Genomic DNA, 24,194 nt, shown 5'->3' with positions numbered 1-24,194 from the left:
ACGTCTTCAATAGTCTGAACCCCGGAATCATAGCGCTTTGATGCGGTTGATCGGCAAGGCCTCAGCGCTTGCTGCGCTGTGCACAACATCCAATCAGAAAAGGAATAGTCGAATGTTCGGGATCTCTGCCCTTGGCTGGGTACACACCCTCGGGAGTCTGCCGGCCATCCCGCTGGCGGCCTACATGTTCATCAAGCACGGGCGCATCGTGCCGCGGTCGCGAGCCGGCCTTGCCTATTTCGTCTCTATGCTGATTGGCAGCCTGACGGTGTTTCTGGTGGCTCATCAACCCATCAGCCCGGTGATCGGCGCGGTGACCATCGTGCTGTTGTTCACCGGTTACGGGGTCGGATTCGTCGCTTGGCTGGGGCGGGCGGGGGTGTACCTTGAGACGATTCTGCTGAGCCTGACGGCGTTCTTCCTGATGGTCCCGACGGTTTCGGAGACTTTGCGTCGCGTCCCGGATGGTCACCCCATCGTCACTGACCCGAACTCGCCGCTGCTCAAGGGTGCGCTGGGTCTGATCGCTCTTGCGCTGGTGGTGGGCGTGGTGGCACAGATGGTCGCATTGCGTAAAAAAGGCCTGCGCCAGGCGCAACAGGCCCAGGCCTGACTGAAGGGAGCACGCGCAATGAATCCGCTGAATACGTTGCAGAACACGCCGACGCCTTCCTCGACCAGCACCCCGGGTGCGACGGGGAGCCCTGCGATCAATAGCCAGGGCTTCCTGCGCCTGCTCATCACGCAACTGCAACACCAGGACCCGCTGACACCGACCGACCCTGGCAACACTGTGCTGCAATTGGCGTCGTTGGCCCAGGTGTCGATGCTTCAAGAGATCAGCGCGCTGCTCAAGCGGCTACTGGCCGCCAAGGACACGCCTGTAGCGTCCGCGCCGAAGAAGACTGCGCTTGCCGCCAGCCCTGACGACGAGCCCCTTGCGCCACTCTAGGCGCTACGAAAGGCGCGAGCGGGGCCAGCATGCCCACCCCGACTGACCAAACCCAAGCAAAACCGCTTTCTCCATTGAAGTGGCCTGCGTTCTAGGTTTTACCTGGTCGCAAGGCACATCCTGAGGTCATCCAGCAACCCCGGCCCCTTTGGCTCCCAGCCCAGACGTTCGCGGGTCTTGGCATTGGAGGCCGACATGTCCTGCCCGGCAAACGCCGCCATCCAGCCGAAGTGCGCGGCGGCGTCTTCTGGCCTCAGGGACACCGTCGGCAGGTCAAGCCCTTGACCGATGGCACAGGCGATGTCGCGTGCGCCGATGCCTTGTTCGGCGGTGGCGTGGTAGCGGGCGCCGGGCTGATGTTTTTCCAGCGCCAGTCGGTAGAGGTGAGCGGTGTCGGCCACGTGAGCGGCAGACCATTGCTCAAGGCCTTCGCCGACGTAGGCCGACACGCCTTTTTGCCGCGCCAGTTCGATGAGGTAAGTCACCAGCCCCTGTTTGACCGGGTTGTGAATCTGCGACAGGCGCATGACCACGACGTTGAGGCCGCGCTGTTTCAAGGCCTCACCGGCCAGTTCCGAGGCGATGCGAGGGTGCGGGTGATGCGGGTCGAAGTGATCTTCGTCAGCCGGTTGGCCTGCTGCAAACGCGCCCATTGCCGTACCGGAGGTGATGATCAACGGACGGTGCGAACCCTCCAGCGCCTCGCCCAGCGCGCCGATGACCCGGGCGTCCTTCTGGCAGTTGGCGACGAAGTGGGCGAAGTTGTGATCGAACGCGGTGTGGATCACGGCATCGCACTGCTCGGCGCCTTTTTGCAGGCTGGTCAAGTCTTCGATATCACCGCGATGGGCCTCGGCGCCCGCGCTGCGCAGGGCCTGTTCACCCTCATCGGAGCGGGTCAGCCCCAGCACCTGATGGCCTGCATCGAGCAGCTCCCGAGTGACCTGGGAGCCGATGAAACCGGTGGAACCTGTCAGAAATACGCGCATCGTTGGATTCTCTCTTTGCTCAAAGCACCAGCCTGCGCGTAGTGTTTATCCGGCTAAAGCCGTGACGTTATCAGGGTATAGAAACTAACAGGGTGGGCCATGTCAGATCAGTCGGTGCAGTTATTGGGAGCCTATTTGAAAGATTGCCGGGCGCGGCTCGATCCGGCCAGCTTCGGATTTTCCAGCAATCGCAGGCGCACGCCGGGGTTGCGTCGCGAAGAGGTGGCCCAGCGCGCCAACATCAGCGCCACCTGGTACACCTGGCTTGAGCAGGGGCGAGGTGGTGCGCCCTCTTCCGAGGTGTTGAACCGCATCGCCCAGAGCCTGCTGATGACCGAGCCCGAGCGCGTGCACCTGTTCATGCTCGCCTTCGGGCACCCTCCGGAAGTGGTGTATCGCGCCCCTGAAGGTGTGACGCCGCGCCTGCAACGGGTGCTGGACACCTTTGAGTTCAGCCCGGCGATCATCAAGACCGCGACTTGGGACGTGCTGGCCTGGAACCGCGCGGCGGCGGCCGTGTTTACCGATTACAGCCTGCTGCCGGTGGAGGATCGCAACATCCTGCGCCTGATGTTCTGCCGCGCCGGCGTACGCGAGCGGCAGGAAGACTGGGAAAGCATGGCGCGTTTCGTGGTCGGTGCCTTTCGCGCCGACGCCATACGCGCGGGGGCGGCATCGCAGGTCAGCAAGCTCGCTGAAGAGCTGTGCCTGCGCAGCTCGGAATTCGCCAGCTTCTGGCGCGACAACGATGTACGTGTGCACGGCGAGGGCACCAAACGCCTGCGCCACCCGAGCATGGGCGTGATCGAACTGGAGTATTCGGGGTTCGCCGTGGATGGCCGACCGGATCTGGGGATGATCGTCTACAACCCGGCCATGCAAGCCGATGCCGACAAAATTAGGTCGTTGCTGGGCGGTCAGTAAGCGGGTGACAGGGCCATCAGTCGTGCAACGATGCTTGATCTACTCCAGCGCGCAGCCCTGGTATTCGCCACCCGCAACGCGACAAAGATCAGCGACAGCACGCCTGTGTCAACGAAAACGGCGAAGGTCTGGCTCATGGCCCGGGTGTCAGGAGCTGAGGGTGCGCCGTTCATGATTCATGAAATTAAACGTTATTCCATGAAATAAGAGCAAGGCGGGCGGAGCTGAATCCTGAAGGGGGTTCAGCCCTGTTTTGATTTAACGGGCGGTGCCCTGATCGCTTCGCAGGGCCTGTTCCAGGAAGTCGATAAACGCCATGACCTTTGCGTTCAACGCCGAACGCTCGGTGACGCAGGCGTAGATGTGCATTGGCTCCGGCTCAGCCTGTGAAGCACCGTGGCTGTCTGAATCGAACAGCGGCAACAGCCGACCGCTGTCGATCAGCGGCTGCGCGACGAAACTGGCCAACCGCGCAATGCCGCCGCCGTTCACGGCGATCCGGGCAATCATGTCGATGTCGTCGCAGATGAACCCTGGAGACACTTTCGCTTCGATGCGTTTACCGTCGAGCATGAATGTCCACGGCAAGAAGCGGCCGTCGGTGGGGTAGCGAAACACCAGGCAGGCGTGCTGCTGCAAGTCTTCGTGGGAGCGGGGCACGCCAGCGCGCTGCAGGTACTCGGGCGAGGCGCAGAACACGAAAGGCTTTGAAGCGATGCGTCGGGCGATCAGTTGGTCGTTCAGCTGCGCATCGATGCGCAGGCTGACGTCGATGCCTTCCAGGCGATGATCGACGCGGCGGTCGCTGCTGATCAGTTCGATGTCGATGCGCGGGTAGGCCTGCTTGAACGCGGGCATCAGCGGGGCCAGAACGTGACGGCCAAAGGCTGACGTGGTGGCGATGCACAGCGGGCCTTGGGGGTCGGTGGCAACGCTGGCGGCTTGGGACGCCAGGTCAATGTCCCGAGGGATGTGCTTCACTTTTTCGAAGTAGCGGGAGCCGGCATCGGTCAAACCCATGCTGCGGGTGGTGCGCGACAACAGCCGAACCCCCAGATGCGTTTCCAGGCGGGTGATGCTCTGGCTCACGGCAGCCGGGCTCATGCCTTGGGCGCGGGCTGCGGCGGCGATGCTGCCGTTCTCCACCACGCGGATGAAGGTGTTGATCAACCCCAGGAGGTCCATCGGGCTTCGTCCTTTTATTCGTTGATTCTGCTTAACAGTGATTCAAGCGCTGCGGCCCTACCGGTATCACTGAGTGGTTGTTACGTTAGCTGCTCTTATCTGATCTGGATCCCCTCAGGAGCTGCCGATGATTGAAACCACCGCCTCTAGAACCGCACGTTTTCGTTTCCCCAAACCCCTGACACCTTACGTCTTCGCACTGTACATGGCGACGATCATGGCGTTTCTCATGTGCCTGGTCATCACCCTCGCCGAGTTTGGCTTCACAGAAGACTATGTGACAAACGTGATGAATGCCTATCGCGTCGCGATGCCTTCAGCGTTTGTCTGCGTGCTGGTGGTCCGGCCCATCGTGGCAAGGCTGGTGGGGTGGACGGTGAGGGGGCATTGAGCGCGAGAACCCATAGGTGTCTGCCAGGACTTCAAGCGGCTTTCAAACCACCGAGGAGGATCAGCATCGACCCCATCGCACGTTCAACATGCTGGTGCGGATGACCACGATGAAATCCAGGCGCCACAATCGCGACTTGGGTGCTGGCCAAACCAGGAGCAGGACCCCTTGGTTACCTGGGGGTCTTTTCCAAGTAACCCGCCGAAGGCGGAACGCTTCTGCCGTTAGGCAGAACCCATCAGCGCCACCCGGATACCGGATAGGCGCCCAATCCCGGCGTCACTGAAAAACGAAAGCCGTCAAACCTCAACAACCCGCCGCTCCCGCTTCATCTGCATCACCAACGTAAACCGGTCATCCGGATAAACCGTCTCCGACACCGCAATCAACCCACCCTGATCATCCCGATACTGACGAATGATAGTGAGCCCCAACGACCCCGCCGCCGCATTCAATCGCATCGCCAGTTCGGCACCCAGTTGCACTGGCCGAACCTGCTGATCCACTGCATCGATCCTGCGCCCGAACTCCCGCTCGATCAGCGCCGCAATCAACTCCCCCGGACACTGCTCGGCCAGCGGAATCACCTCGGCGTACAGCTGATCGGCATACACGTCCGTCCAGCACAGTGGCGCGGAACGCTGGTTGACGTCGACCTTGATGCTCGACATGCAGAAGCAGTGCGCCCCCGGCTCCAGCCCCAGGCGCCGCGCCTGAGCGATGTCCGCCACGAAATGCCGGACCTCCTGAACATCTCGAATGTGCGTTTCGGCGACATGCACCAGATCCGCCACCGACGCCAGCGATTGCGAGTAACCCCCGCTGGGCGTCGCGGCCTCGACACGGGTGCCGACCCGTTTGCGCCGCGACACCATGCCCTGATTCTGCAACTGCGTGATTGCCGCACGCACGGTGTGTCGGCTGACGTCGTACAGCGCGCACAGCTCGAATTCCGTCGGCAGCAAAGACCCCACTGGATAGCGCCCGTTGCTGATGCCTTCCATCAGGTCATTGGCGACGGCCGCATAACGCGTTTGATTGATGCCTTCCATCGAGCTCTCCCCACAGCGAGTTGACAGTGTATCAGGGCAGCGGCTAATAATTATGTACGGACATAATAAATATGTACGGCCAATAACAACATTTGGGACCTTCTCCATGTCCACTACCGTTTTTGACTCTGCACTGTTCCGCGACATGTTCGGCACCGCTGAAATGCGCGAAGTCTTCTCCGACAAAGCCTTGATCGAGCGTTACATCGAAGTCGAAGTGGCGCTGGCCCGCGCCGAGGCTCGTTGTGGCGTGATCCCCGCCGACGCTGCCGAACAGATCGCCGCCAAGGCTACCTTCGAATCCCTTGACCTGGCATTGATGCAACACGAAACCGAAATCGTCGGTTACCCGATCCTGCCTTTGGTCGAGCAGTTGTCCAAGACCTGCGGCGAAGCCGGGCGCTACGTGCACTGGGGCGCAACCACTCAGGACATCATGGACACCGCTGTGGTCCTGCAAGTGCGCGCTGCGCTGGCAGTGGTCGAGCGTGACATTCAGGCGGTGCGTGGCCTGCTCGCCGGGCTGGCGCAGAAGTACCGCGACACGCCCATGGCCGGTCGTACTCATCTGCAGCACGCCTTGCCAATCACCTTCGGCTACAAGTGCGCGGTGTGGCTGAGCATGTTCGACCGCCACGCCGAGCGTCTGGTGCAGCTGCGTCCTCGGGTGGAAGTGGGGCAGTTCGCTGGTGCCGCCGGAACCCTGGCATCCCTGGGCGACAAAGGCCTGGACGTGCAGGAAGCGCTGATGGCCGAACTGGGCCTGGGTGTGCCGCAAGCCACCTGGCACGTGGCCCGTGACGGTCTGGCCGAGACCCTGAACTTCCTCGGTCTGGTCACCGCCTCCCTGGGCAAGGTTGCGCTGGACGTCATGATGATGATGACCAGCGAACTGGGCGAAGCCTACGAGCCATTCGTCAAAGGCCGTGGCGCTAGTAGCACCATGCCGCAGAAGCGCAACCCGATTTCCTGCGAATTGATGTACGCAGCCGCCAAAGGCGTACGCCAGCAGGCGGGCCTGATGCTCGACGCCATGATTCAGGATTTCGAGCGCTCCACCGGCCCGTGGCAAGCGGAATGGATTGCCATTCCTGAAGCGTTTGCCTTGAGCGCGGCCTCCCTCGGACAGGCGAAATTCATGCTCGCGGGCCTTGAAGTGCGCCCTGAGCGCATGCTGAAAAACCTCAACATGACCCAAGGCCTGATCGTCGCCGAAGCCGTGATGATGGGGCTTGCCCCTGCGCTGGGTCGTCAGCTTGCCCACGACGTCGTGTACGCCGCCTGCCGCGTTGCCAACGACGAAAACATCAGCCTGCTGGATGCACTGGTCGCCCAAGGCGTGGTCACCGAGCGTCTGGACCTGGCCGAGCTGCAACGCCTGACCGACCCGTGCAACTACCTGGGGCTGGCGCCGCAGATGGTGGATCGCGCCTTGGTCCGGGAGGGTTCGGTCAAGCGTTGATCTCCTGCCTGGCCCAGAAACTCGGACCCGGCGATGCCTTGTTTTTCAGACCCTGTTTCTGCCCCATAACAACAATGAGAGCGCAAGCATGTCTTCTACCGGTAAAAAACCGTTTTACCGCGATCTGACCTTTCAGGTGGTCGCGGCCATGGTCCTGGGGATTGCCTTTGGCTTCGTCGCGCCTGAACTGGCGGCCAGCTTCAAGATCCTCGGCGACATCTTTCTCAAATTGATCAAGACCGCCGTCGCGCCGCTGGTGTTCTTCACCGTCGTGCACGGCATTGCCTCGGCGGGCGACATCAAACGCGTTGGCAAGGTCGGCCTGCGGGCGTTGATCTACTTCGAAGTGCTGTCGACGATTGCGCTGGCCATTGGTTTGATCTGGGGCAATGTGCTGCAGATCGGCTCGGGCATGCACGACGCCCACCCCAGCAGCGCCACCGCTGCCGCAGCCAGTGCCGCCGTTGCCAAGGGTCACGGGCCGGCGTCCACGCTGGACTTCATCTACGGCATTTTCCCGGACAACTTCGTCGGTGCCTTTGCCGGTGGCCAGTTGTTGCAGGTGCTGGTGATTTCGGTGCTGTTCGGTTTTGCGCTGCTGGTGCTCAAGCCTGAGCGACGCGCGGTGATCGAAGAGGGCCTGAGTCGCATCTCCGAATGCTTCTTCGAGTTCATCAACCTGATCATGAAGTTCGCGCCACTGGGTGCGTTCGGCTCGGTGGCCTACGCGGTCGGCAGCAACGGTACGGCGGTGCTGATGTCGCTGGCCAACCTGGTGCTGATGTTTTACGTGGCGGTGTTGTTCTTCATCTTCGTGGTACTCGGTGCCGTTTGCCGATTGTCCGGTTTCAGCCTGTGGCGCTTCCTGCACTACATCAAGGACGAGATCCTCATCGTGCTGGGCACCGCTTCTTCGGAAAGCGCTTTGCCCCGCCTGCTGCAAAAACTGGAGAAATTCGGCTGCTCGAAACAGAGCGTCGGCCTGGTACTGCCCACCGGCTACGCGTTCAACCTGGACGGGACCTCCATCTATATGTCCCTGTGCGTGCTGTTCATCGCCAATGCCTACGGCGTGCCGCTGAGCTGGGAGCACCAGTTGGGCATCATCGCCATCATGCTGGTGACCTCCAAAGGCGCGGCGGCCGTGTCCGGTGGCAGTTTCGTGGTGTTCGCCGCGACTGTGACCGCTGTTGGCGTGTTGCCTGCCGAAGGCCTGGCCTTGCTGTTCGGCGTGTACCGCTTCATGTCGATGGCCATCGCCACCTGCAACACCATCGGCAACAGCGTCGCCACCGTGGTCGTCGCCAAGTGGGCCGGTGAGTTCTCCGAGCAGACCGCGCAGGAAGAATATTCCCGTGAACTGGGCCGTGCGCCGGGGGCCGCGCTATGAGTGAGGTGCGTCAGGAACACGATGCATTCGGGCCAGTGTCAATTCCGGCAGACCGTTATTGGGGCGCGCAGACCCAGCGCGCGCTGGAGGTCTTCGGCCGTCACGGCGAGCGTTTTCCCGCCGCGCTGATTCACGCCTTCGGCCTGCAAAAGTTGGCGTCCGCCCGGGCCAACCACCGCTTGGGCGCCCTGAAGGAGGACCTTGCGCTGGCCATCGAACAGGCCGCTGCGCAGATCGCGGAGGGGGCGTTCGATGAGCATTTTCCGCTGACGGTCTGGCAGACTGGTTCCGGCACGCAGACCAACATGAACGCCAACGAGGTCATCGCCAATCTGGCCAACCTCGCGCTGGGCGGCGCGTTGGGCAGCAAGCAGCCGGTGCACCCCAACGATCACGTCAACCGTTCACAGTCGTCCAACGACAGCTTCCCGACGGTCATGCACGTCGCTGCGACCTTGCAATTGCGCGATGACTTGCTGCCTGCGTTGGCCACCTTGCGCGATGCCCTCGCCGAGAAGGCGCAGGCCTGGGCCAAGGTGCTGAAGATCGGCCGCACCCACATGATGGATGCCGTGCCCATGACTCAGGGCCAGGCCTTCGACGCCTTTGCCCGACAGATCGGCCACGGCATCGATCGCATCGAGGGTTGTCTGCCGCGCCTTCGCCTGCTGCCCCAAGGGGGCACGGCGGTGGGCACCGGCCTCAATGCCCCGGAGGGGTTCGATCAGGCGTTTTGCGAAGAGCTGAGCTTGATTACTGGCGAGCCGTTCGTTCCGAACCCGAGCAAGTTTGAAGGCATGGGCACGCACGATGCGCTGGTGGAGGTGTCCGGGGCGTTGAATGTGCTGGCCGTGTCGCTGAGCAAGATCGGCAACGACATCCGCTTGCTGGGCTCAGGTCCCCGTTGTGGTCTGGGTGAGTTGCTGTTGCCGGACGACGGTTTGACCTCATCGATCATGCCCGGCAAACGCAATCCGACTCTGGCCGAAGTGCTGGTACAGGCGGCGATGCAGGTCATGGGCAATCACACCACCATCACCCTGGCTGGCGCATCCAGTGCGTTCGAGTTGAACGTCGCCAAACCGGTGCTGATTCACAACCTGCTGCAATCGATTGGCGTGCTCGCCCACTGCGTTGGCATCTTCACCGAGAAGCTGATCAAAGGGCTTGAGGTCAATCACCCGCAGTTGGCCAATAACCTGGAAAACGCCTTGCTCATGGCCACGGTCCTCAATCCGGTACTGGGTTACGACCGGGTGGCTCAAATTACCCGCAAGGCTGCCCAGGATGGGTTGTCGCCCAAGGCGGCGGCGGTGGCGCTGGGCTTGATGACGGTCGAGGATTACGAGCGGTTGGTGCGGCCAGAGTTGATGGTGCGGCCGGGGGGCTAGGGCAGGCCCGCCGGCCGTGTGACAGCGCCCGGTTTTTAGGGCTTGCGGGACAGTTCCATGATCATCGCCGTGGTCAGGTACAGGCGCGGCGCGATACTCGACAGTTCCGCGTACTCGTCGTCGGCGTGCAGCCCCGCGCCGACCACGCCCATGGTTTCCAGCACCGCAGGCTTCTGGCTGTCAGGTACAAAGGCGTAGCCGGCATCGGTGCCGAAACGCATGGCGATCGGCTCGATGTTGCGACCGATCTTGCCGTATAGCGCCTGCGCGGTCTTGGCGAGGTCTTCGCTGGCCGGGTTTTTCACCAGCGGTGGGCGGCCCTTGTCCAGGCGAAAGGTCACTTCGGTGCCGTCGATCAGCTTGTCTTTGGTGATGCGCTGACCATCGGCCAACACGCGATCTGACTCACTCAAGTCCGAGTAACGCATGTCACCCTCAGCCGCCGCATTGTTAGGGATGATGTTGCGTTTCTCGCCGCCTTTGATCAGGGTCCAGTTCACCGTCGTGCCCTTGGCCGGGTCACCCAGGTCTTTGAGTTGAACCAGTTGGTGGGCCAGTTCCATCGCCGCGTTGCGTCCGGCTTCCGGGGCGGACCCGGCGTGGGAAGACTTGCCTTTGACATCGACGAATACGCCGTTGATACCGTTGGTGGCCACCGTCAGGGCGTCCTTGTCCGGCGGCTCGTAAGAGAAAACGTAGTCATGCTTGCGGGCGAGATCCGCGATGATTTTCTTCGAACCCGCCGAGCCCGTTTCTTCGTCCGGATTGAACAGCACAGTGAGGGTGCCGAAGTCCTTGAACTTCTGATCCTGCAACAGCTTGAGTGAATGCAGGACCATGGCCACGCCTCCTTTGGCATCCGCCACTCCCGGCCCATAGGCGCGCTCGCCCTCGATGCGGAACGGCCGCTTCGCCGCCGTGCCTGGCCCGAAGACGGTGTCGTAGTGAATCATCAACAGAAAGGTCTTGCTGCCGGTGCCCTTGATCGTGCCGACGATATTGTCGCCCACCGAGGGCGTGGCTGGCGTCGTTTCCACGGTGGCGCCCAGGGCTTTCAAACGATCGACCAGGACTGCACTGACCGTCTTCAACCCAGGCGCCTGACCGGTGCCGGTGTCGATGTCCACCAGCTGTTTGACCGTGGCCAGATAAGGCTTTTGTTCGGCTTCGGCTTTTTTCAGCAGTTGATCGGGAGGCAGGTCGGCGGCCGCGGCCAGTGAGCAAAAAAATGAGGCGGCGATGGCGGCCGTCAGGGTGGTACGTCGTACGTGCATGCTGGATCCCTCAGATGTGTGCGAGTGATCTTCTGAGGGCCTGGCGCGCGGTATTGTTCCCGAGCATGGCCGGATCACGCGCTTTCCCACGCTGATCGCCGTAGAATCGCGCCCTGGAAATAATCGTTATCGAGGTTACAGCGGTGGATGTACAGCAGGGCTTTGTCCTGACCCGGCATTGGCGTGATACCGACGCAGGCACGGAGGTCGACTTCTGGTTGGCCACTGACGACGGTCCGCGCCACCTGCGCCTGCCGCTGCAGACCTCGACGGCGTTCATTCCCGAGCAGCACCGCGAGCGTGCCGAAGCGGTGCTGCGTCAAGAGCAAAACGTCGAGCTCAGGCCGCTGCATCTGTGTGATTTCCGCCATCGTCCGGTGATGGGCCTCTACACCCGCCAGCACCGCCAGCTGATGAACCTGGAAAAAGAGCTGCGCAGTGCCAGCGTCGACGTTTATGAGGCCGATGTGCGACCGCCCGAGCGCTACCTGATGGAACGTTTCATCACCGCGCCCGTGCAGTTCAGTGGCCAGCCCGATGCCAACGGCGTGCTGCTGGAGGCGCAGATGAAACCCGCGCCCGATTACCGCCCGCAGCTGAAACTGGTGTCGCTGGACATCGAAACCACCGAGCGTGGCGAGCTGTATTCCATTGCCCTTGAAGGCTGCGGCGAGCGTCAGGTGTACATGCTGGGGCCGCCCAATGGCGACGCATCCCACGTGGATTTCAAGTTCGATTACTGCGACAGCCGCGCGCAATTGCTCGAGCGGCTCAACGCATGGATGGCGCTGCACGACCCCGACGCGATCATCGGCTGGAACGTGGTGCAGTTCGACCTGCGCGTGCTGCACGAACACGCTCGACGCTTCAATGTACCGCTGTGTCTGGGGCGTGACGGCGAGGCCATGACCTGGCGCGAACATGGCGCGCGCAACAATCATTTCTTCGCTTCGGCGGCGGGGCGCTTGATCATCGACGGCATCGAGGCGCTGCGCTCGGCGACCTGGAGCTTTCCGTCCTTCAGCCTGGAAAACGTTTCGCAAACCCTGCTCGGCGAGGGCAAGGCCATCGACACGCCGTACCAGCGCATGGATGAAATCAACCGCATGTTCGCCGAAGACAAGCCGGCCCTGGCGCGCTACAACCTCAAGGACTGCGAGCTGGTCACGCGGATTTTCGAGAAGACCGAGCTGCTCAAGTTTCTTCTGGAACGGGCCACGGTCACCGGCTTGCCCGCCGACCGAAGCGGCGGATCGGTGGCCGCTTTCGAGCATCTGTACATGCCGTTGATGCACCGCCAGGGCTTCGTCGCGCCCAATCTCGGCGAGCGCATGCCCGAGGCCAGCCCGGGCGGTTTCGTCATGGACTCGCGCCCCGGTCTGTACGATTCGGTGCTGGTGCTCGACTACAAGAGCCTGTACCCGTCGATCATTCGCAGCTTCCTCATCGACCCGGTGGGCCTGATCGAGGGCCTCAAGCACCCCGATGACAACGAGTCGGTGGAAGGCTTTCGCGGCGGGCGTTTTTCCCGCACCCGGCACTGCCTGCCGTCCATCGTCGCGCGAGTGGCCGAGAACCGCGAGGCGGCCAAGCGTGAGCGCAACGCGCCGTTGTCCCAGGCCCTGAAAATCATCATGAACGCTTTCTACGGCGTGCTCGGTTCCAGCGGCTGCCGCTTCTTCGATACCCGGCTCGCGTCGTCGATCACGATGCGCGGGCACCAGATTATGCGCCAGACCCGCCAGCTCATCGAGGCTCAGGGCTATGAGGTGATTTATGGCGATACCGATTCCACCTTCGTCTGGCTCAAACGCCGCCATGGTCAGGAAGAGGCTGCGCAGATCGGCAAAGCACTGGTGGAGGGCGTCAACGACTGGTGGCGCGAGCACTTGCGGGATGAATACGGCTTGGAGAGCGCGCTTGAGCTGCAATTCGAGACTCACTTCAAACGCTTCCTGATGCCCACCATTCGCGGCGCAGAGGAGGGCAGCAAGAAGCGTTACGCCGGGCTGGTCACCCGCGCCAACGGCGAAGACGAAATGGTCTACAAGGGCCTGGAAAGCGTGCGCACCGACTGGTCGCCGCTGGCCCAGACCTTCCAGAAAGAACTCTACCTGCGCATCTTCACCCACCGCCCGTTCGAGGAGTTCGTGCGCGACTATGTGCGTCGCACATTGGCCGGCGAACTCGACGACCAGCTGATCTACCGCAAACGCCTGCGCCGCGCCCTGGACGACTACGAGCGTAACGTCCCGCCCCACGTGCGGGCCGCGCGCATCGCCGACGACTACAACCGCCAGCAGGGTCGCCCGCTGCAGTACCAGAATCGTGGATCAATCAGCTACGTGATCACCCTGGCCGGCCCCGAGCCGCTGGAAGTGCGCAGCTCGCCGATCGACTACGACCACTACATCAGCCGCCAGCTGCAGCCGATTGCCGATGCGATCCTGCCGTTTGTCGACGAAGACTTCACCACGCTGGTCGGCGGGCAAATGGGCCTGTTCTAAGGGACGTTGGCTTCAGTATTTGGCATCCTTCACCGTAAGCTCGGCCAGTGAGTCGGCGATGACGTTGCTGTTGTCGGTCACCACCTTCAAATAAGCGGTCACGGTCTCTGCAATGCCCTCGGTGCCTTGTTGATCGATCCAGTGGCTGATCTCTTCGATCGCGCTGGTGAGGGCGAGGGTGTTCTGGTTGAGCCTGTACAGCAGGGATGGAAGCGGGTCGTTATTCATGGCGGTTCCTCCAGATCAGGACTAGCAGCGTAGCAGTTCTCCGGAAAGCGGCTAATCCAAGGCTGACAATGCTCTGCATCGCGGGTGGAGGCCCGGCGATGCGGGGCGTACTGGGTCTATGGGAAGGCAAGTGCATCCGGTCGCCCTTCTGACTTTTTTGAAGCGCAAGCGCTTGCGTGAATCGTTTCAGCTGATCTAGAGTGCCACAACGCAATTCCCGAGAGCCGCCCCAATGAGGTGGCCCAGGCATAAAAACAAGAAACCTCGGAGATACCCATGAACAGCTTGCCCGCTGGACTGCCGCGTGTTTTCTCGACGCTCGAGGCGTCGCTTCCTCTTTCTGCGGACACTCGCCCATGAGTGTCGATCTCGCCGAACATCCCTTGCCCGTGCTGGAAATGAACGCCATTTCCAAGACCTTCAATGGCCTGCGCGTGCTGAAAAACGTCGCCCTGAAAGTGTATGCCGGTGAAGTTCACGCCCTGATGGGGGAGAACGGCGCGGGCAAATCGACATTGATGAAAATCCTCTCCGGCGCCTATCAGGCCGATGCCGGTGGCGAAATTCGCATGGGAGGGCAGACCCTGGCGGCGTTCGACCCGCTGACCGCCAAAGCCTGGGGCATCGCGGTGATCTATCAGGAGCTGAGCCTGTGCCCGAACCTCAGCGTGGCCGAAAACATTTACCTGGGACGTGAGCTGCGTCGCGGCTGGACCATTGATCGCAAGGCGATGGAGGCGGGTTGTGTCGAGGTGCTCGTGCGCCTGGGTGCGGACTTCAAGCCTGCGACCAAGGTCAGCGTGTTGTCGATCGCCGAGCGCCAACTGGTGGAAATTGCCCGGGCGCTGCACGCCAGGGCGAAGATTCTGGTGATGGACGAGCCGACCACGCCGCTGTCGTCCCGGGAAACCGATCGCCTGTTTGCGCTGATCAAGCAACTGCGTGATCAAGGGCTGGCGATCATTTACATCAGTCATCGCATGGCGGAAATCTACGAGCTGTCCGACCGCGTGTCGGTACTGCGCGATGGAGAGTACGTCGGCATGTTGCAGCGTGACGGGCTGTCAGCGGAGACGCTGGTGAAGATGATGGTGGGGCGTGATCTGTCCGGTTTCTACAAGAAGGAACACGCACCCTATGACCCCGGCGCGGTGGTGATGCGCGTGCGCGACATGGCCGATGGCAAACGTGTGAAGCCCTGCAGTTTCGACCTGCACGCAGGCGAAGTGCTGGGCATCGCCGGGCTGGTGGGGGCGGGGCGCACAGAGCTGGCGCGGCTGATTTTTGCGGCAGATGCGCGCACCTCGGGCACCCTGGAAGTCGCCGGTAAACCGGTCACTGAGCTGCGCAATCCCGCCGATGCGATCCGTGCCGGCGTGGTTTACCTGACGGAAGATCGCAAGGCCCAAGGGCTGTTTCTCGACATGAGCGTGCGCGACAACATCAACGTCTGCGCCTGTGTACCTGATGCCCATGCCGGTGGCGTACTGGATCGCGGGCGCGGGGCGCAGCGGGCGGTGGAGGCGATTCGCTCACTGTCAATTCGCGTGGCCTCGGGCAAGGTCAACGTTGGCGCGCTGTCTGGCGGCAACCAGCAGAAGGTGCTGCTGGCGCGCCTGCTGGAGGTCAAGCCCCGTGTGCTGATCCTCGATGAGCCGACGCGCGGCGTGGACATCGGTTCGAAGTCGGAGATCTACCGGATCATCAACGAACTGGCCAAGGCCGGGGTCGGCATCGTGGTGATTTCCAGCGAGCTGCCGGAAATCATCGGCACCTGCGACCGCGTGCTGATCATGCGCGAAGGGCAGTTGGTGGCGCAGGTCGGTGGCGCGTCGGGGCATGAGATCTCTCAGGAGCGGATCATTGATCTGGCGACCGGGGGTGAGCAGGTGGCTGTTCAAGCCTGACACAAAGCCTTGTAGGAGCGCGCTTGCCCGGGATTGCGGGGTGCCAGGCGATGCAATTGTGGGTGACACACCGCCATCGCGGGCAAGCGCGCTCCTACAGGAATCGCAACTATCCGATAACAATAAAGGAGGCTAGGCCATGAGTCTGACCCTGGAAAATTCGCCAAGCGTGGCGGCCGTCAGCAAGCGCGAACGTGCCCGTGAGCTGATGCGCACCATTGGCATGTTGCCGGTGCTGATCCTGCTGTTGATCGGCTTCGCGCTGATGACGGACAGTTTCATGACCTGGCAGAACCTGTCGATCATCACCCAACAGGCTTCGGTCAACGTGGTGCTGGCGGCGGGCATGACCTTTGTCATTCTCACGGCCGGCATCGATCTCTCGGTCGGCGCGATTCTCGCAGCCTCCGCGGTGGTCGCCCTGCAGGCCTCGATGTCGCCACAGTGGGGCATGCTCGGCATCTTCGCAGGCATCGGGTTCGGCCTGTTGCTGGGGCTGGTCAATGGCGGCCTGATCGCCTTCATGCGCCTGCCGCCGTTCATCGTCACCCTTGGCGCGCTGACTGCCATGCGCGGTCTGGCACGCTTGCTGGCGGACGACAAAACCGTGTTCAACCCGGACCTGCCGTTTGCCTTCATCGGCAACGATTCGGTGCTCGGCGTGCCGTGGCTGGTGGTCATCGCTGTGGCGGTCATCGTGATTTCCTGGTTCATCCTGCGGCGCACGGTCATGGGCGTGCAGATCTATTCCGTGGGCGGTAACCCCGAGGCGGCGCGGTTGTCGGGGATCAAGGTGTGGAAGGTCTTGCTGTTCGTCTACGCGGTTTCCGGTGCACTGGCGGGGCTCGGTGCGGTGATGAGTGCATCGCGGCTGTTCGCGGCCAACGGCCTGCAGCTGGGGCAATCCTATGAGCTGGACGCCATCGCGGCGGTGATTCTCGGCGGCACCAGTTTCACCGGCGGGGTGGGCACCATCGGCGGCACGCTGATCGGCGCGCTGATCATTGCCGTGTTGACCAACGGCCTGGTGCTGCTGGGCGTCTCGGACATCTGGCAGTACATCATCAAGGGCATCGTGATCATCGGCGCCGTGGCGCTGGACCGCTATCGTCAGTCCGGCGCGCGGACCTGATCGTTATTTTGGCTGCATGCGTTTCAACAATGGCTCTGACAATAATCACAAGAGAGAAATCATGAACTTCAAACGCAAATTCCCTGCTGTCGTATCCCTCTGCCTGGCCGCGCTGTTGTCTCAGGGCATCGAGGCCCGTGAGCTGAAATCCGTCGGCATCAGCCTGGGTTCGTTGGGCAATCCATACTTCGTCACCCTGGCCGACGGCGCCAAGGCCAAGGCGCTGGAAATCAACCCCAACGCCAAAGTCACCTCGGTGTCCGCCGACTACGACCTGAGCAAGCAGTTTTCGCAGATCGACAACTTCATCGCGGCAGGTGTGGACCTGATCCTGATCAACGCGGTCGATCCAAAAGCGATTGCCTCAGCGATAAAGAAGGCTCAGGCGGCCGGCATCAAAGTGGTTGCCGTCGACGTGAGCGCTGCGGGCGTTGATGCAACGGTGCAGACCGACAACGTCGAGGCCGGCAAACTGGCCTGTCAGTTCATCGTCGACAAGCTTTCCGGCAAGGGCAACGTGATCATCGAGAACGGCCCGCAGGTGACGGCTGTAACCGACCGCGTGACCGGCTGTAAATCGGCTTTCGCCGCAGCGCCGGACATCAAGATTCTCTCCGACGACCAAGACGCCAAAGGCTCCCGCGACGGCGGTCTCAACGCCATGCAGGGTTACCTGACGCGCTTCACGAAAATCGACGGTCTGTTCGCGATCAATGACCCGCAAGCCATCGGCAGTGACCTGGCGGCCAAACAGCTGAAACGCAGCGGCATCGTCATCACCTCGGTGGACGGCGCCCCGGACATCGAACACGCGCTGAAATCCGACTCGTCGATACAGGCATCGGCCAGCCAGGACCCATGGGCCATGGCGCAGCAGGCGGTGGTGATCGGCAATGACCTGCTCAACGACAAAAAACCTGCCGAAGCGGTGACCCAGCTCACGCCGAAGTTGATTACCCGCGACAACGTCGGCTCCTACACCGGCTGGTCAAGCAAGCACTGAAACGCTGAACGGGGGGAGTGAACGCAGTGGTCAAGATGGAGGACGTGGCGCGCCGCGCACGGGTGTCGACCTCGACGGTGTCCCATGTGCTCAACGGCACGCGCAAGGTCAGCCCGCAAACCGTCGATGCGGTGCAGCAGGCCGTGCGGGAGTTGGGTTACATCCCCAACACCCTCGCGCGCTCACTGGCCCGCTCGCGCACCAACACCATTGGCGTGGCGATCTCGGCGCTGTCCAACCACTACTTCAGCGAAACCGTTCACGCCATCGAAACCGAGTGCGCGCGCCACGGCATCATGATGCTGTTCGTCGACACCCACGATGACCCCGCGCAGGAGTTGCGCGTGGTCAAGGCGCTGCACCATCGGCGGGTCGACGGCATTCTGCTGGCCCCTTCAAGCGACCCCGAACGCTCTGCGCTGGCCTATCTGCAGGCCAACGCCATTCCCACCGTGCTGGTGGACCGCATGGCGGCGCAAGGCTTCGATCAGGTCGGGGTGGAAAACCGCAACTCGACCCGCGAATTGGTCACGCACCTGATCGGCCATGGCCATCGTCGCATCGGCATGATCGCCGGATATCGCGGCCTGAGCACGACCGAAGAGCGCATCGAAGGCTATCGACTGGCGCTGGCCGAAGCCGGCCTGAGGTTCGATGAGGCGCTGCTGGTCAACGGGGAATCCAACAGTGAATCGGCCCGCGTCGCCGCTGCCGAGCTGTTGGCATTGCCGACGCCGCCGACCGCGATCATGGCTGCCAACAACCTGATGACCATCGGCGCCATGCACGCCCTGCGGGACGCTAAAATCGCTGTCCCCGAGCAGATGGCGCTGGTGGGCTTCGACGACTTCGACTGGGCGGATTTCTTCCTGCCGCGGCTGAGTGTCATCGCCCAGCCGGTGCAGGCCCTCGGGGCTCGGGCTGTGCAATTGCTGCTGCAACGTATCGACAACCCCGACGGCACGCGCCAGTCCGAGCGGCTGGGGGCGACGTTGCGCATACGAAATTCATGTGGATGCCCTTGAGCATCGCGGGCGAACGGAGTCGACAAACGATGAGCCATGCAGTCTCTCTCGGCATTGACCTAGGCACTTCGGAGCTCAAGGCCATTGTCCTCGACACTACCGGCGCGGTACTGGGTCAGGCCGGGGCGCGGTTGACCGTCTCGCGCAGGCAACCGGGCTGGTCGGAGCAGAACCCTGCCAACTGGTGGCAGGCGTGCATGACAGCCTTGACGCAGTTGCGCGCCGAGCACCCCGAGGCCTGGCGCCGAATCGAATGCATCGGCCTGTCCGGGCAGATGCATGGCGCGGTGCTGCTGGATGAAGCAGGGCAGGTGCTGTACCCGGCGATCCTCTGGGACGACTCCCGCGCGGTTCTTCAGGCCGAACAGCTGAATCGTGATTTCCCGGATTTCGCCCACACCACCGGCAGCCTGGCCATGGCAGGGCTCACCGCGCCCAAACTGTTATGGCTCAAACAGCACGCGCCCGAGGTGGTCGCGCGGATTGACTGCGTGTTGTCGCCCAAGGATTACTTGCGCTTGCTGCTGACGGGGGAGCGGGCCAGCGATATGTCCGATGCGGCCGGCACGCTGTGGCTGGATGTGGCGAAGCGCAAATGGTACGCGCCAATGGTTGAGGCCACTGGCCTGACGCTGTCGCAGATGCCCCGGCTGCTTGAGGCCAATCAACGCTCTGGCGGCCTGATGGCTGAGTCCGCTCACCGGCTCGGTTTGCCCATCAACCTCCCGGTTGCGGCAGGCGGCGGCGACAACCCGGTCTCGGCGGTGGGCATCGGTGCGATCAACGCAGGCGATGCGTTCGTCACCCTTGGCACCAGCGCCGCTATCGTCGCGATCACCGATCACGCCGCTGGCAACCCGCCCAGTGCCGTACACAGTTTCTGTCATGCGTTGCCTGATCGCTGGTACACCATGGGCGCGATGCTCGCAGGCGCCAGCTGCCTGCGCTGGGTGACGCGCTTGCTCGGTCAGCCCGACGAACAAACCCTGCTTGACCGTGTGCAGGCCGCGTTGCCTGTCGATCAGCCTGTCGCTCAAGGCAATCCGCTGTTCCTGCCTTATCTGGCCGGCGAACGCACGCCGCACAACGACCCGCTGCTGCGTGGCGGTTTCATGAACCTGGGCCACGACAGCACACCGCAGATGCTCGGTTACGCCGTTTTGGAAGGCGTGGGATTCGGGCTGATGGACGCAATGAATGCAGCGCTTTCGGCGGGGGCCAGGGTCCAGGCCTGCGCGTTGGTGGGCGGCGGTGCGCGCAGTGAATACTGGGCGCAATTGCTGGCCAACATTCTTGATCGCGAGGTCTACACCTTGCACGGCAGCGAGCTGAGCGCCTGCATCGGTGCAGCGAAACTGGGCTTTTTGGCCATCGGGCAGGGCGCCGATTTGTTGCAGCGCGGCATGCCGGTCAAGGCCCGCTATCAGCCGATGCCGTCAATGCAGTCGGTGCTGAAGGCGCGGTACGGGAAGTTTCGCGGGTTGCTGACGGCGGCGCAGGGGTTGCATCGCTAGCTGCGCCGCCCGGAGGCAAAAGCCTTTCAATGCACCGCCCATGACCTCGGCGCGGGGGTATGGCTGAACTTGGAAATGCCCTTGACCCAGAACCGCCGATGGGACGTCTCATTGGGCGGCAGCAGCGGTTGGCTCGACCATTTCTGCTGGCGTCTGGACTCTTCGCGGTACGCTTTCCATTCCATGGCTTCTGCGGTGTCCTTGGCCGCGCGTTCGTCATCGAACCAGCCAAGCACGGACACCTCGCCCTGATCGCGGCCATGTTCCACCAGCAGATAAATGTCGTACATACCTATGCCTTTCGCTCGAAAATTGCGGCCCGGTATTCGGGCTCTACTGATGGCTTATCGACAGTTATGGGCAAATGTTTAGCGTCGAAATCAGGCCCCCGGACCAGCGGTGGCGCGGGCCAGAGCGGTGCCGGGGGTTGCGGACCGGTTCATTTCGGCAGTGGCGTCAGCACTTCGCCATTGTCATCGAGCAGGATGAACACCAGCAGTCTGGCCGGTTTTGTCGCGCTGGCGTTGCGCGATTCGTAGTGTTTGGAGCCAGCAGGTTCGTACCAGGTCTGGCCGGCCTTGTAGGTGATCGCCTTGCCATCGTTGACCCTGGAAATCACTTCGCCTTCGAGCACGTAGGCAATGGCGCTGCCGCTGTGACTGTGAGGAATCGAGACCTGACCCGGTTGGTAATCCACGGTCAGCGCCATGGCTTTTTTGCCCGGCGCATTGAGCATCGGGTGATTTTCCAGCACGGTGATTTTTTCGTGTGCTTGATCGTGGGCCTGTGCGTTGAACGACAGCGGCAAGGACAGCGCCAGGCAGGACAGGGCAGCGGCGAGGAGGTTGACAGGTTTCATGGTGGGTTCTCGGAAAAAGGAAGGACAGACGACACGCTAAGCCTGCCGTGTCGTCCACCACACTCCCAATCCGAGGAAAAACCAGGGGGCCAATTGCAGGCCCAACCCTGTCACAGCACCGAGATGGGGTAATCGACGATCAGACGAAATTCATCCTGATCCCCCTCGGCCTGATCGGCATTGCCACGATGCCAGGCCTGGCGAATGCGCAACGACAGGTTTTTGGCCGGACCATCCTGTATCACGTATTTGGCCTCCAGATTGGTCTCGTGGTGCTTGCCGTCTTCGCCATAACCGTAGGCGCGGTAGGGGCTGTCGATGGCCATCCTGGTGCCGTCAATGTCCCGACCGTTGACGTATCGGGCCATGAAGCTCAGCCCCGGAATGCCATAGGTACTCATCGCCAGGTCATAACGCGCCTGCCAGGACTTTTCGCCGGGGCCGTTGAAGTCCGAGTATTGAACCGAGTTGGCGAGGAAGATCGAATCGCCCGTGGTGCCCGGCCCGTTATCGCCGAACGAAACATAGTCGAAAGGCTCATCGCCATGCACTTTCTGATAGGCGAGGGTAAAGGTGTGACCGGCCAGGAAGTTATAAGCTGCCGCCAATGACCAGGTGGTGTTATTGATTTTTCCCGCCTCGGCCTGACCTTCATCGTTAGTGCGATACATATTGAAATCGAAGGTCAGCGACTGCTCGCTGGGCAGGGCCAGTACATAGTTGGCATTGGCGTAGTACTGGCGCCAGATATCTTTGAACTCCGAACCATATAACCGCACGGACAGCGCGTCGTTTATCGCATATTTACCGCCGACAAAATCGACGCTGTTGGTGGTAACGCCTGCATAGCTGGCAAACAGTTCGCCGTTGGCGCTAGTGTGCTGCGGTCCATTGCCTGCCGTGAAGTGGCCGCCTTCAAGGTCCAATCCCTTGATTTCGCTGCTCTGCAGGCTGAATCCGGTGGCCGTCTGCGGGAACAGTCGCGTGCCCCCGGCGGCGAAGACCGGCGCGGTGGGCTGCATCGTCCCCCATTTGAGTTCTGTCTTGGAAATGCGCGCCTTGAGGGCGCCGCCCGCTGCTGAGAACTCGTCCTCGGGGCTGCCGCTGCTGTCCACCGGGATGTTGCCGGTGCCTGAATGGCCGGCACCCCCATCGAGTTTCAGCCCGTACCAGCCGAACGCATCGACGCCGAAGCCCACCGTGCCCGGCGTGAATCCGGAACTGAAGTTGGCCAGAGCGCCCTGGGACCAGTCGCGGCGATCACCGGCGCCGCTTTTACCGTCTCGGTTGAAGTAATAATTGCGTAACAACACATCCAGTTTGGCGTCTTCGACAAAGCCTTTTGCCTCAGCTTGATCACTGACAAAGGCTTCTGCTTCTACTGATTGGGTATATCCCGCCGATACCGCCAAGGCGATCAGACTCAGACTTAACACTCTCATGATGGCATGACCTCTCAGGACTTTGAGGCAAAGCGCTATTACTTGTTCAAGGTAAAAGCCCGGCATTGCCTGCAAGTCGCAAAGAATAATCGGTGCCTGCACGTTCGCCACTTTACGCACGCAATTAAGCCTCCAACGGTCACTTTTCAGACGATTGGTTTAATTAACAGGCAATTAAGGCGGTTGCTTAAAGTGTTTTTTAAGCCGTTGAGCAGGATCAACGGGTTTAGACGGTCCCTGGCAGTTCGCAGCGCTCGACGTCACTGTCGAAGACCACCTGGCGCACGAAGCAATTGCTCAACAGGCCGTTGAGGCCTTCGTTGCTGGGCTTGGCGAAGTGTTCCGACATGGCCTGGCACGAGTCCCAGTGCACATCGATGATCCACAGGTCGGCGTCATGTTTGTCGCGATTAAGCCCGCCGGAAATACAGCCGGGCAGGGTGGGCAGTCGTTTCACGACCGTGGCCAGATACTCGCCCAGTTCTTGCGAACGGCCATGAGCTGCGTAGATTCGAACAGTATTGCTGGCTACTTCCTGGGTCATGCGAATGTCTCCGTCGCAACGAGGTCGTGTTCTCAACCGTTGCCATAGTAGTGGGGACGCGCGCAATTGCCAGTATCCAATCATGTGATTGACGGGGAGGCCAATTGATAGGTGAAAAAATGGAAAGGGGGCAAACATCGAGCAAACTGTGGGAGTGAGCACGCCCATTCCCACAGTTTATTGAGGAGGATGGAGCGCTATCACTTGGAACCGCTGGACCCACCCGATCCGCCCGCGCCACCTGCGCCGCCGCCACTGCCACCCATGCCATTACCGTTGCTCATGCCACCGCCCTGGCCCGCAGAGCCGTTACCGTCCGAGCTGCCCATGCCTTTGGTGCCAGGCGTCGAGCTGTTGTTCGTTTTTGGGGTGCCGTCAGTATTAGGGCCTGCGCTGCTGGAACGTGGGCCGGTGGCATCGGCACCAACCGGATCGGTCGGGCCGGTAGAGCCTGCGAAGGCTGAGCCGGTGGCGATGGCCATCAGGCTGGCGAGGGTCAGGGCAGTCAGTCGAGTCTTGATCATGATGTGAATCCCTTTTCTGTGTAGTGGATACACGTTGGTCTGGTGGCGACATGCAGAGGTGCCATTTTCCCGACAGGCGGTAGGCCATCATTCATGACCACAAAAGAGACATGACAGCAGCCAGCCTCTGCAAAACTTCGAAACACATCCCCCACATTACTCTTTCGTCAAATGAACGGTCCTGGCCATACGGCTGCCCGAAAAGCGCTGCGAATGACACGTGACTGTCACAAACGCCGTGCAAATCCGCCCCGAGAGGGGGCTGTCAGCCGTGAATGTGGCGCATTGATATTAATTTCTCGAATGCTAGACAACTCCTGCGTTGGTCAATGAATACGGGGCTTTCACGGCTGCAAGCTGTAGGCGATCACCTACAAAACCACGACGTTTTCCAGGGCTGTCTAGAGACTGTCATCAAATAGAAATGTTTCGGGTTTTAAATCTGCATCGGGTCCTCAAGTGCGACCCCACTTACACATTCTCTTTGTTGAGGTATTGC

At 61.6% G+C, this 24,194-nt stretch carries 24 protein-coding genes; 14 read left to right on the top strand and 10 right to left on the bottom strand.

Going from position 1 to position 24,194, the window contains the following annotated elements; all coding sequences use genetic code 11:
* Window positions 1-112 precede the first annotated feature (112 nt).
* Together AC07V9_RS13510 and AC07V9_RS13505 are read left to right on the top strand one after the other, a co-directional pair.
* A complete protein-coding gene (locus AC07V9_RS13510) occupies window positions 113-613 on the top strand; it encodes a hypothetical protein (protein WP_495016206.1) in 501 nt (166 codons plus the stop codon).
* Between the two features lie 18 nt (window positions 614-631).
* Window positions 632-952 (top strand): flagellar hook capping FlgD N-terminal domain-containing protein, encoded by a 321-nt coding sequence (locus AC07V9_RS13505; protein WP_495016205.1) that lies wholly within the window; start codon window positions 632-634, stop codon window positions 950-952.
* Between the two features lie 98 nt (window positions 953-1,050).
* Here AC07V9_RS13505 and AC07V9_RS13500 read toward each other — a convergent pair whose 3' ends face one another.
* On the bottom strand, window positions 1,051-1,941 hold the full coding sequence (locus tag AC07V9_RS13500; protein WP_495016204.1) for an SDR family oxidoreductase: 891 nt from the start codon (window positions 1,939-1,941) through the stop codon (window positions 1,051-1,053).
* Window positions 1,942-2,040: 99 nt separating this feature from the next.
* Between AC07V9_RS13500 and AC07V9_RS13495 the strand changes: the two genes are divergently transcribed.
* Window positions 2,041-2,865, top strand: coding sequence for a helix-turn-helix transcriptional regulator (locus AC07V9_RS13495; RefSeq protein ID WP_495016203.1), 825 nt, complete (start codon window positions 2,041-2,043; stop codon window positions 2,863-2,865).
* A 30-nt stretch (window positions 2,866-2,895) separates the two neighbouring features.
* A complete protein-coding gene (locus AC07V9_RS13490) occupies window positions 2,896-3,072 on the top strand; it encodes a hypothetical protein (protein ID WP_495016202.1) in 177 nt (58 codons plus the stop codon).
* 51 nt (window positions 3,073-3,123) lie between these two features.
* On the opposite strand, the gene AC07V9_RS13485 is transcribed toward AC07V9_RS13490, so the two are convergent.
* The gene (locus AC07V9_RS13485) at window positions 3,124-4,050 is read right to left on the bottom strand and encodes a LysR family transcriptional regulator (RefSeq protein ID WP_495016201.1); all 927 of its coding nucleotides are present in this window, start codon (window positions 4,048-4,050) and stop codon (window positions 3,124-3,126) included.
* A 127-nt stretch (window positions 4,051-4,177) separates the two neighbouring features.
* On the opposite strand from AC07V9_RS13485, the gene AC07V9_RS13480 reads away from it, so the two are divergent.
* The gene (locus tag AC07V9_RS13480) at window positions 4,178-4,441 is read left to right on the top strand and encodes a DUF2798 domain-containing protein (RefSeq protein ID WP_495016200.1); all 264 of its coding nucleotides are present in this window, start codon (window positions 4,178-4,180) and stop codon (window positions 4,439-4,441) included.
* Window positions 4,442-4,740: 299 nt separating this feature from the next.
* Here the strand turns inward: AC07V9_RS13480 and AC07V9_RS13475 are convergent, their stop codons facing one another.
* Entirely contained in the window at window positions 4,741-5,484 is a 744-nt protein-coding gene (locus tag AC07V9_RS13475) for a GntR family transcriptional regulator (RefSeq protein ID WP_495016261.1), read from the bottom strand.
* Between the two features lie 115 nt (window positions 5,485-5,599).
* On the opposite strand from AC07V9_RS13475, the gene AC07V9_RS13470 reads away from it, so the two are divergent.
* The 3 genes from AC07V9_RS13470 (at window position 5,600) to AC07V9_RS13460 (ending at window position 9,736) form a co-directional block, all read left to right on the top strand.
* Window positions 5,600-6,955, top strand: coding sequence for a class-II fumarase/aspartase family protein (locus AC07V9_RS13470; protein ID WP_495016199.1), 1,356 nt, complete (start codon window positions 5,600-5,602; stop codon window positions 6,953-6,955).
* 88 nt (window positions 6,956-7,043) lie between these two features.
* Window positions 7,044-8,345 carry a C4-dicarboxylate transporter DctA gene (gene dctA / locus AC07V9_RS13465; protein ID WP_495016198.1) on the top strand — a complete coding sequence of 434 codons (1,302 nt, stop codon included), beginning with the start codon at window positions 7,044-7,046 and terminating at the stop codon, window positions 8,343-8,345.
* Complete coding sequence (locus AC07V9_RS13460; RefSeq protein ID WP_495016197.1) at window positions 8,342-9,736, top strand: class II fumarate hydratase; 1,395 nt, start codon at window positions 8,342-8,344, stop codon at window positions 9,734-9,736. The genes dctA and AC07V9_RS13460 overlap by 4 nt, the downstream gene beginning before the upstream one ends.
* A 35-nt stretch (window positions 9,737-9,771) precedes the next feature.
* On the opposite strand, the gene AC07V9_RS13455 is transcribed toward AC07V9_RS13460, so the two are convergent.
* Window positions 9,772-11,010, bottom strand: coding sequence for a M20/M25/M40 family metallo-hydrolase (locus AC07V9_RS13455; RefSeq protein WP_495016196.1), 1,239 nt, complete (start codon window positions 11,008-11,010; stop codon window positions 9,772-9,774).
* A 143-nt stretch (window positions 11,011-11,153) separates the two neighbouring features.
* On the opposite strand from AC07V9_RS13455, the gene AC07V9_RS13450 reads away from it, so the two are divergent.
* Window positions 11,154-13,517 carry a DNA polymerase II gene (locus AC07V9_RS13450; protein ID WP_495016195.1) on the top strand — a complete coding sequence of 788 codons (2,364 nt, stop codon included), beginning with the start codon at window positions 11,154-11,156 and terminating at the stop codon, window positions 13,515-13,517.
* A gap of 12 nt (window positions 13,518-13,529) precedes the next feature.
* Here AC07V9_RS13450 and AC07V9_RS13445 read toward each other — a convergent pair whose 3' ends face one another.
* A complete protein-coding gene (locus AC07V9_RS13445; protein WP_495016194.1) occupies window positions 13,530-13,745 on the bottom strand; it encodes a hypothetical protein in 216 nt (71 codons plus the stop codon).
* Window positions 13,746-14,101: 356 nt separating this feature from the next.
* On the opposite strand from AC07V9_RS13445, the gene AC07V9_RS13440 reads away from it, so the two are divergent.
* The 5 genes from AC07V9_RS13440 (at window position 14,102) to xylB (ending at window position 20,326) form a co-directional block, all read left to right on the top strand.
* Entirely contained in the window at window positions 14,102-15,652 is a 1,551-nt protein-coding gene (locus AC07V9_RS13440) for a sugar ABC transporter ATP-binding protein (RefSeq protein WP_495016193.1), read from the top strand.
* 139 nt (window positions 15,653-15,791) lie between these two features.
* The gene (locus AC07V9_RS13435; protein WP_495016192.1) at window positions 15,792-16,784 is read left to right on the top strand and encodes an ABC transporter permease subunit; all 993 of its coding nucleotides are present in this window, start codon (window positions 15,792-15,794) and stop codon (window positions 16,782-16,784) included.
* Between the two features lie 61 nt (window positions 16,785-16,845).
* Window positions 16,846-17,787, top strand: coding sequence for an ABC transporter substrate-binding protein (locus AC07V9_RS13430; protein WP_495016191.1), 942 nt, complete (start codon window positions 16,846-16,848; stop codon window positions 17,785-17,787).
* A 26-nt stretch (window positions 17,788-17,813) separates the two neighbouring features.
* Entirely contained in the window at window positions 17,814-18,812 is a 999-nt protein-coding gene (locus AC07V9_RS13425; protein WP_495016190.1) for a LacI family DNA-binding transcriptional regulator, read from the top strand.
* Between the two features lie 29 nt (window positions 18,813-18,841).
* Window positions 18,842-20,326: a xylulokinase gene (xylB, locus tag AC07V9_RS13420; RefSeq protein ID WP_495016189.1), complete on the top strand. Its 1,485-nt coding sequence runs from the start codon at window positions 18,842-18,844 to the stop codon at window positions 20,324-20,326.
* Window positions 20,327-20,352: 26 nt separating this feature from the next.
* Here the strand turns inward: xylB and AC07V9_RS13415 are convergent, their stop codons facing one another.
* The 5 genes from AC07V9_RS13415 to AC07V9_RS13395 form a co-directional block, all read right to left on the bottom strand.
* Window positions 20,353-20,616 (bottom strand): hypothetical protein, encoded by a 264-nt coding sequence (locus AC07V9_RS13415; protein WP_495016188.1) that lies wholly within the window; start codon window positions 20,614-20,616, stop codon window positions 20,353-20,355.
* A gap of 149 nt (window positions 20,617-20,765) precedes the next feature.
* Complete coding sequence (locus tag AC07V9_RS13410) at window positions 20,766-21,185, bottom strand: cupin domain-containing protein (RefSeq protein ID WP_495016187.1); 420 nt, start codon at window positions 21,183-21,185, stop codon at window positions 20,766-20,768.
* 110 nt (window positions 21,186-21,295) lie between these two features.
* Window positions 21,296-22,627, bottom strand: a complete 1,332-nt coding sequence (locus tag AC07V9_RS13405; protein WP_495016186.1) for an OprD family porin — start codon at window positions 22,625-22,627, stop codon at window positions 21,296-21,298.
* A gap of 226 nt (window positions 22,628-22,853) precedes the next feature.
* Window positions 22,854-23,171 (bottom strand): putative quinol monooxygenase, encoded by a 318-nt coding sequence (locus AC07V9_RS13400; protein WP_495016185.1) that lies wholly within the window; start codon window positions 23,169-23,171, stop codon window positions 22,854-22,856.
* A 200-nt stretch (window positions 23,172-23,371) separates the two neighbouring features.
* Window positions 23,372-23,695: a hypothetical protein gene (locus AC07V9_RS13395; protein WP_495016184.1), complete on the bottom strand. Its 324-nt coding sequence runs from the start codon at window positions 23,693-23,695 to the stop codon at window positions 23,372-23,374.
* Between the last annotated feature and the right edge of the window lie 499 nt (window positions 23,696-24,194).

The organism is Pseudomonas sp. GW821-FHT02A11 (assembly GCF_059421985.1).
Note: the sequence above shows the minus strand (reverse complement) of the source record. Positions and strands in the feature narration are given on the sequence as shown.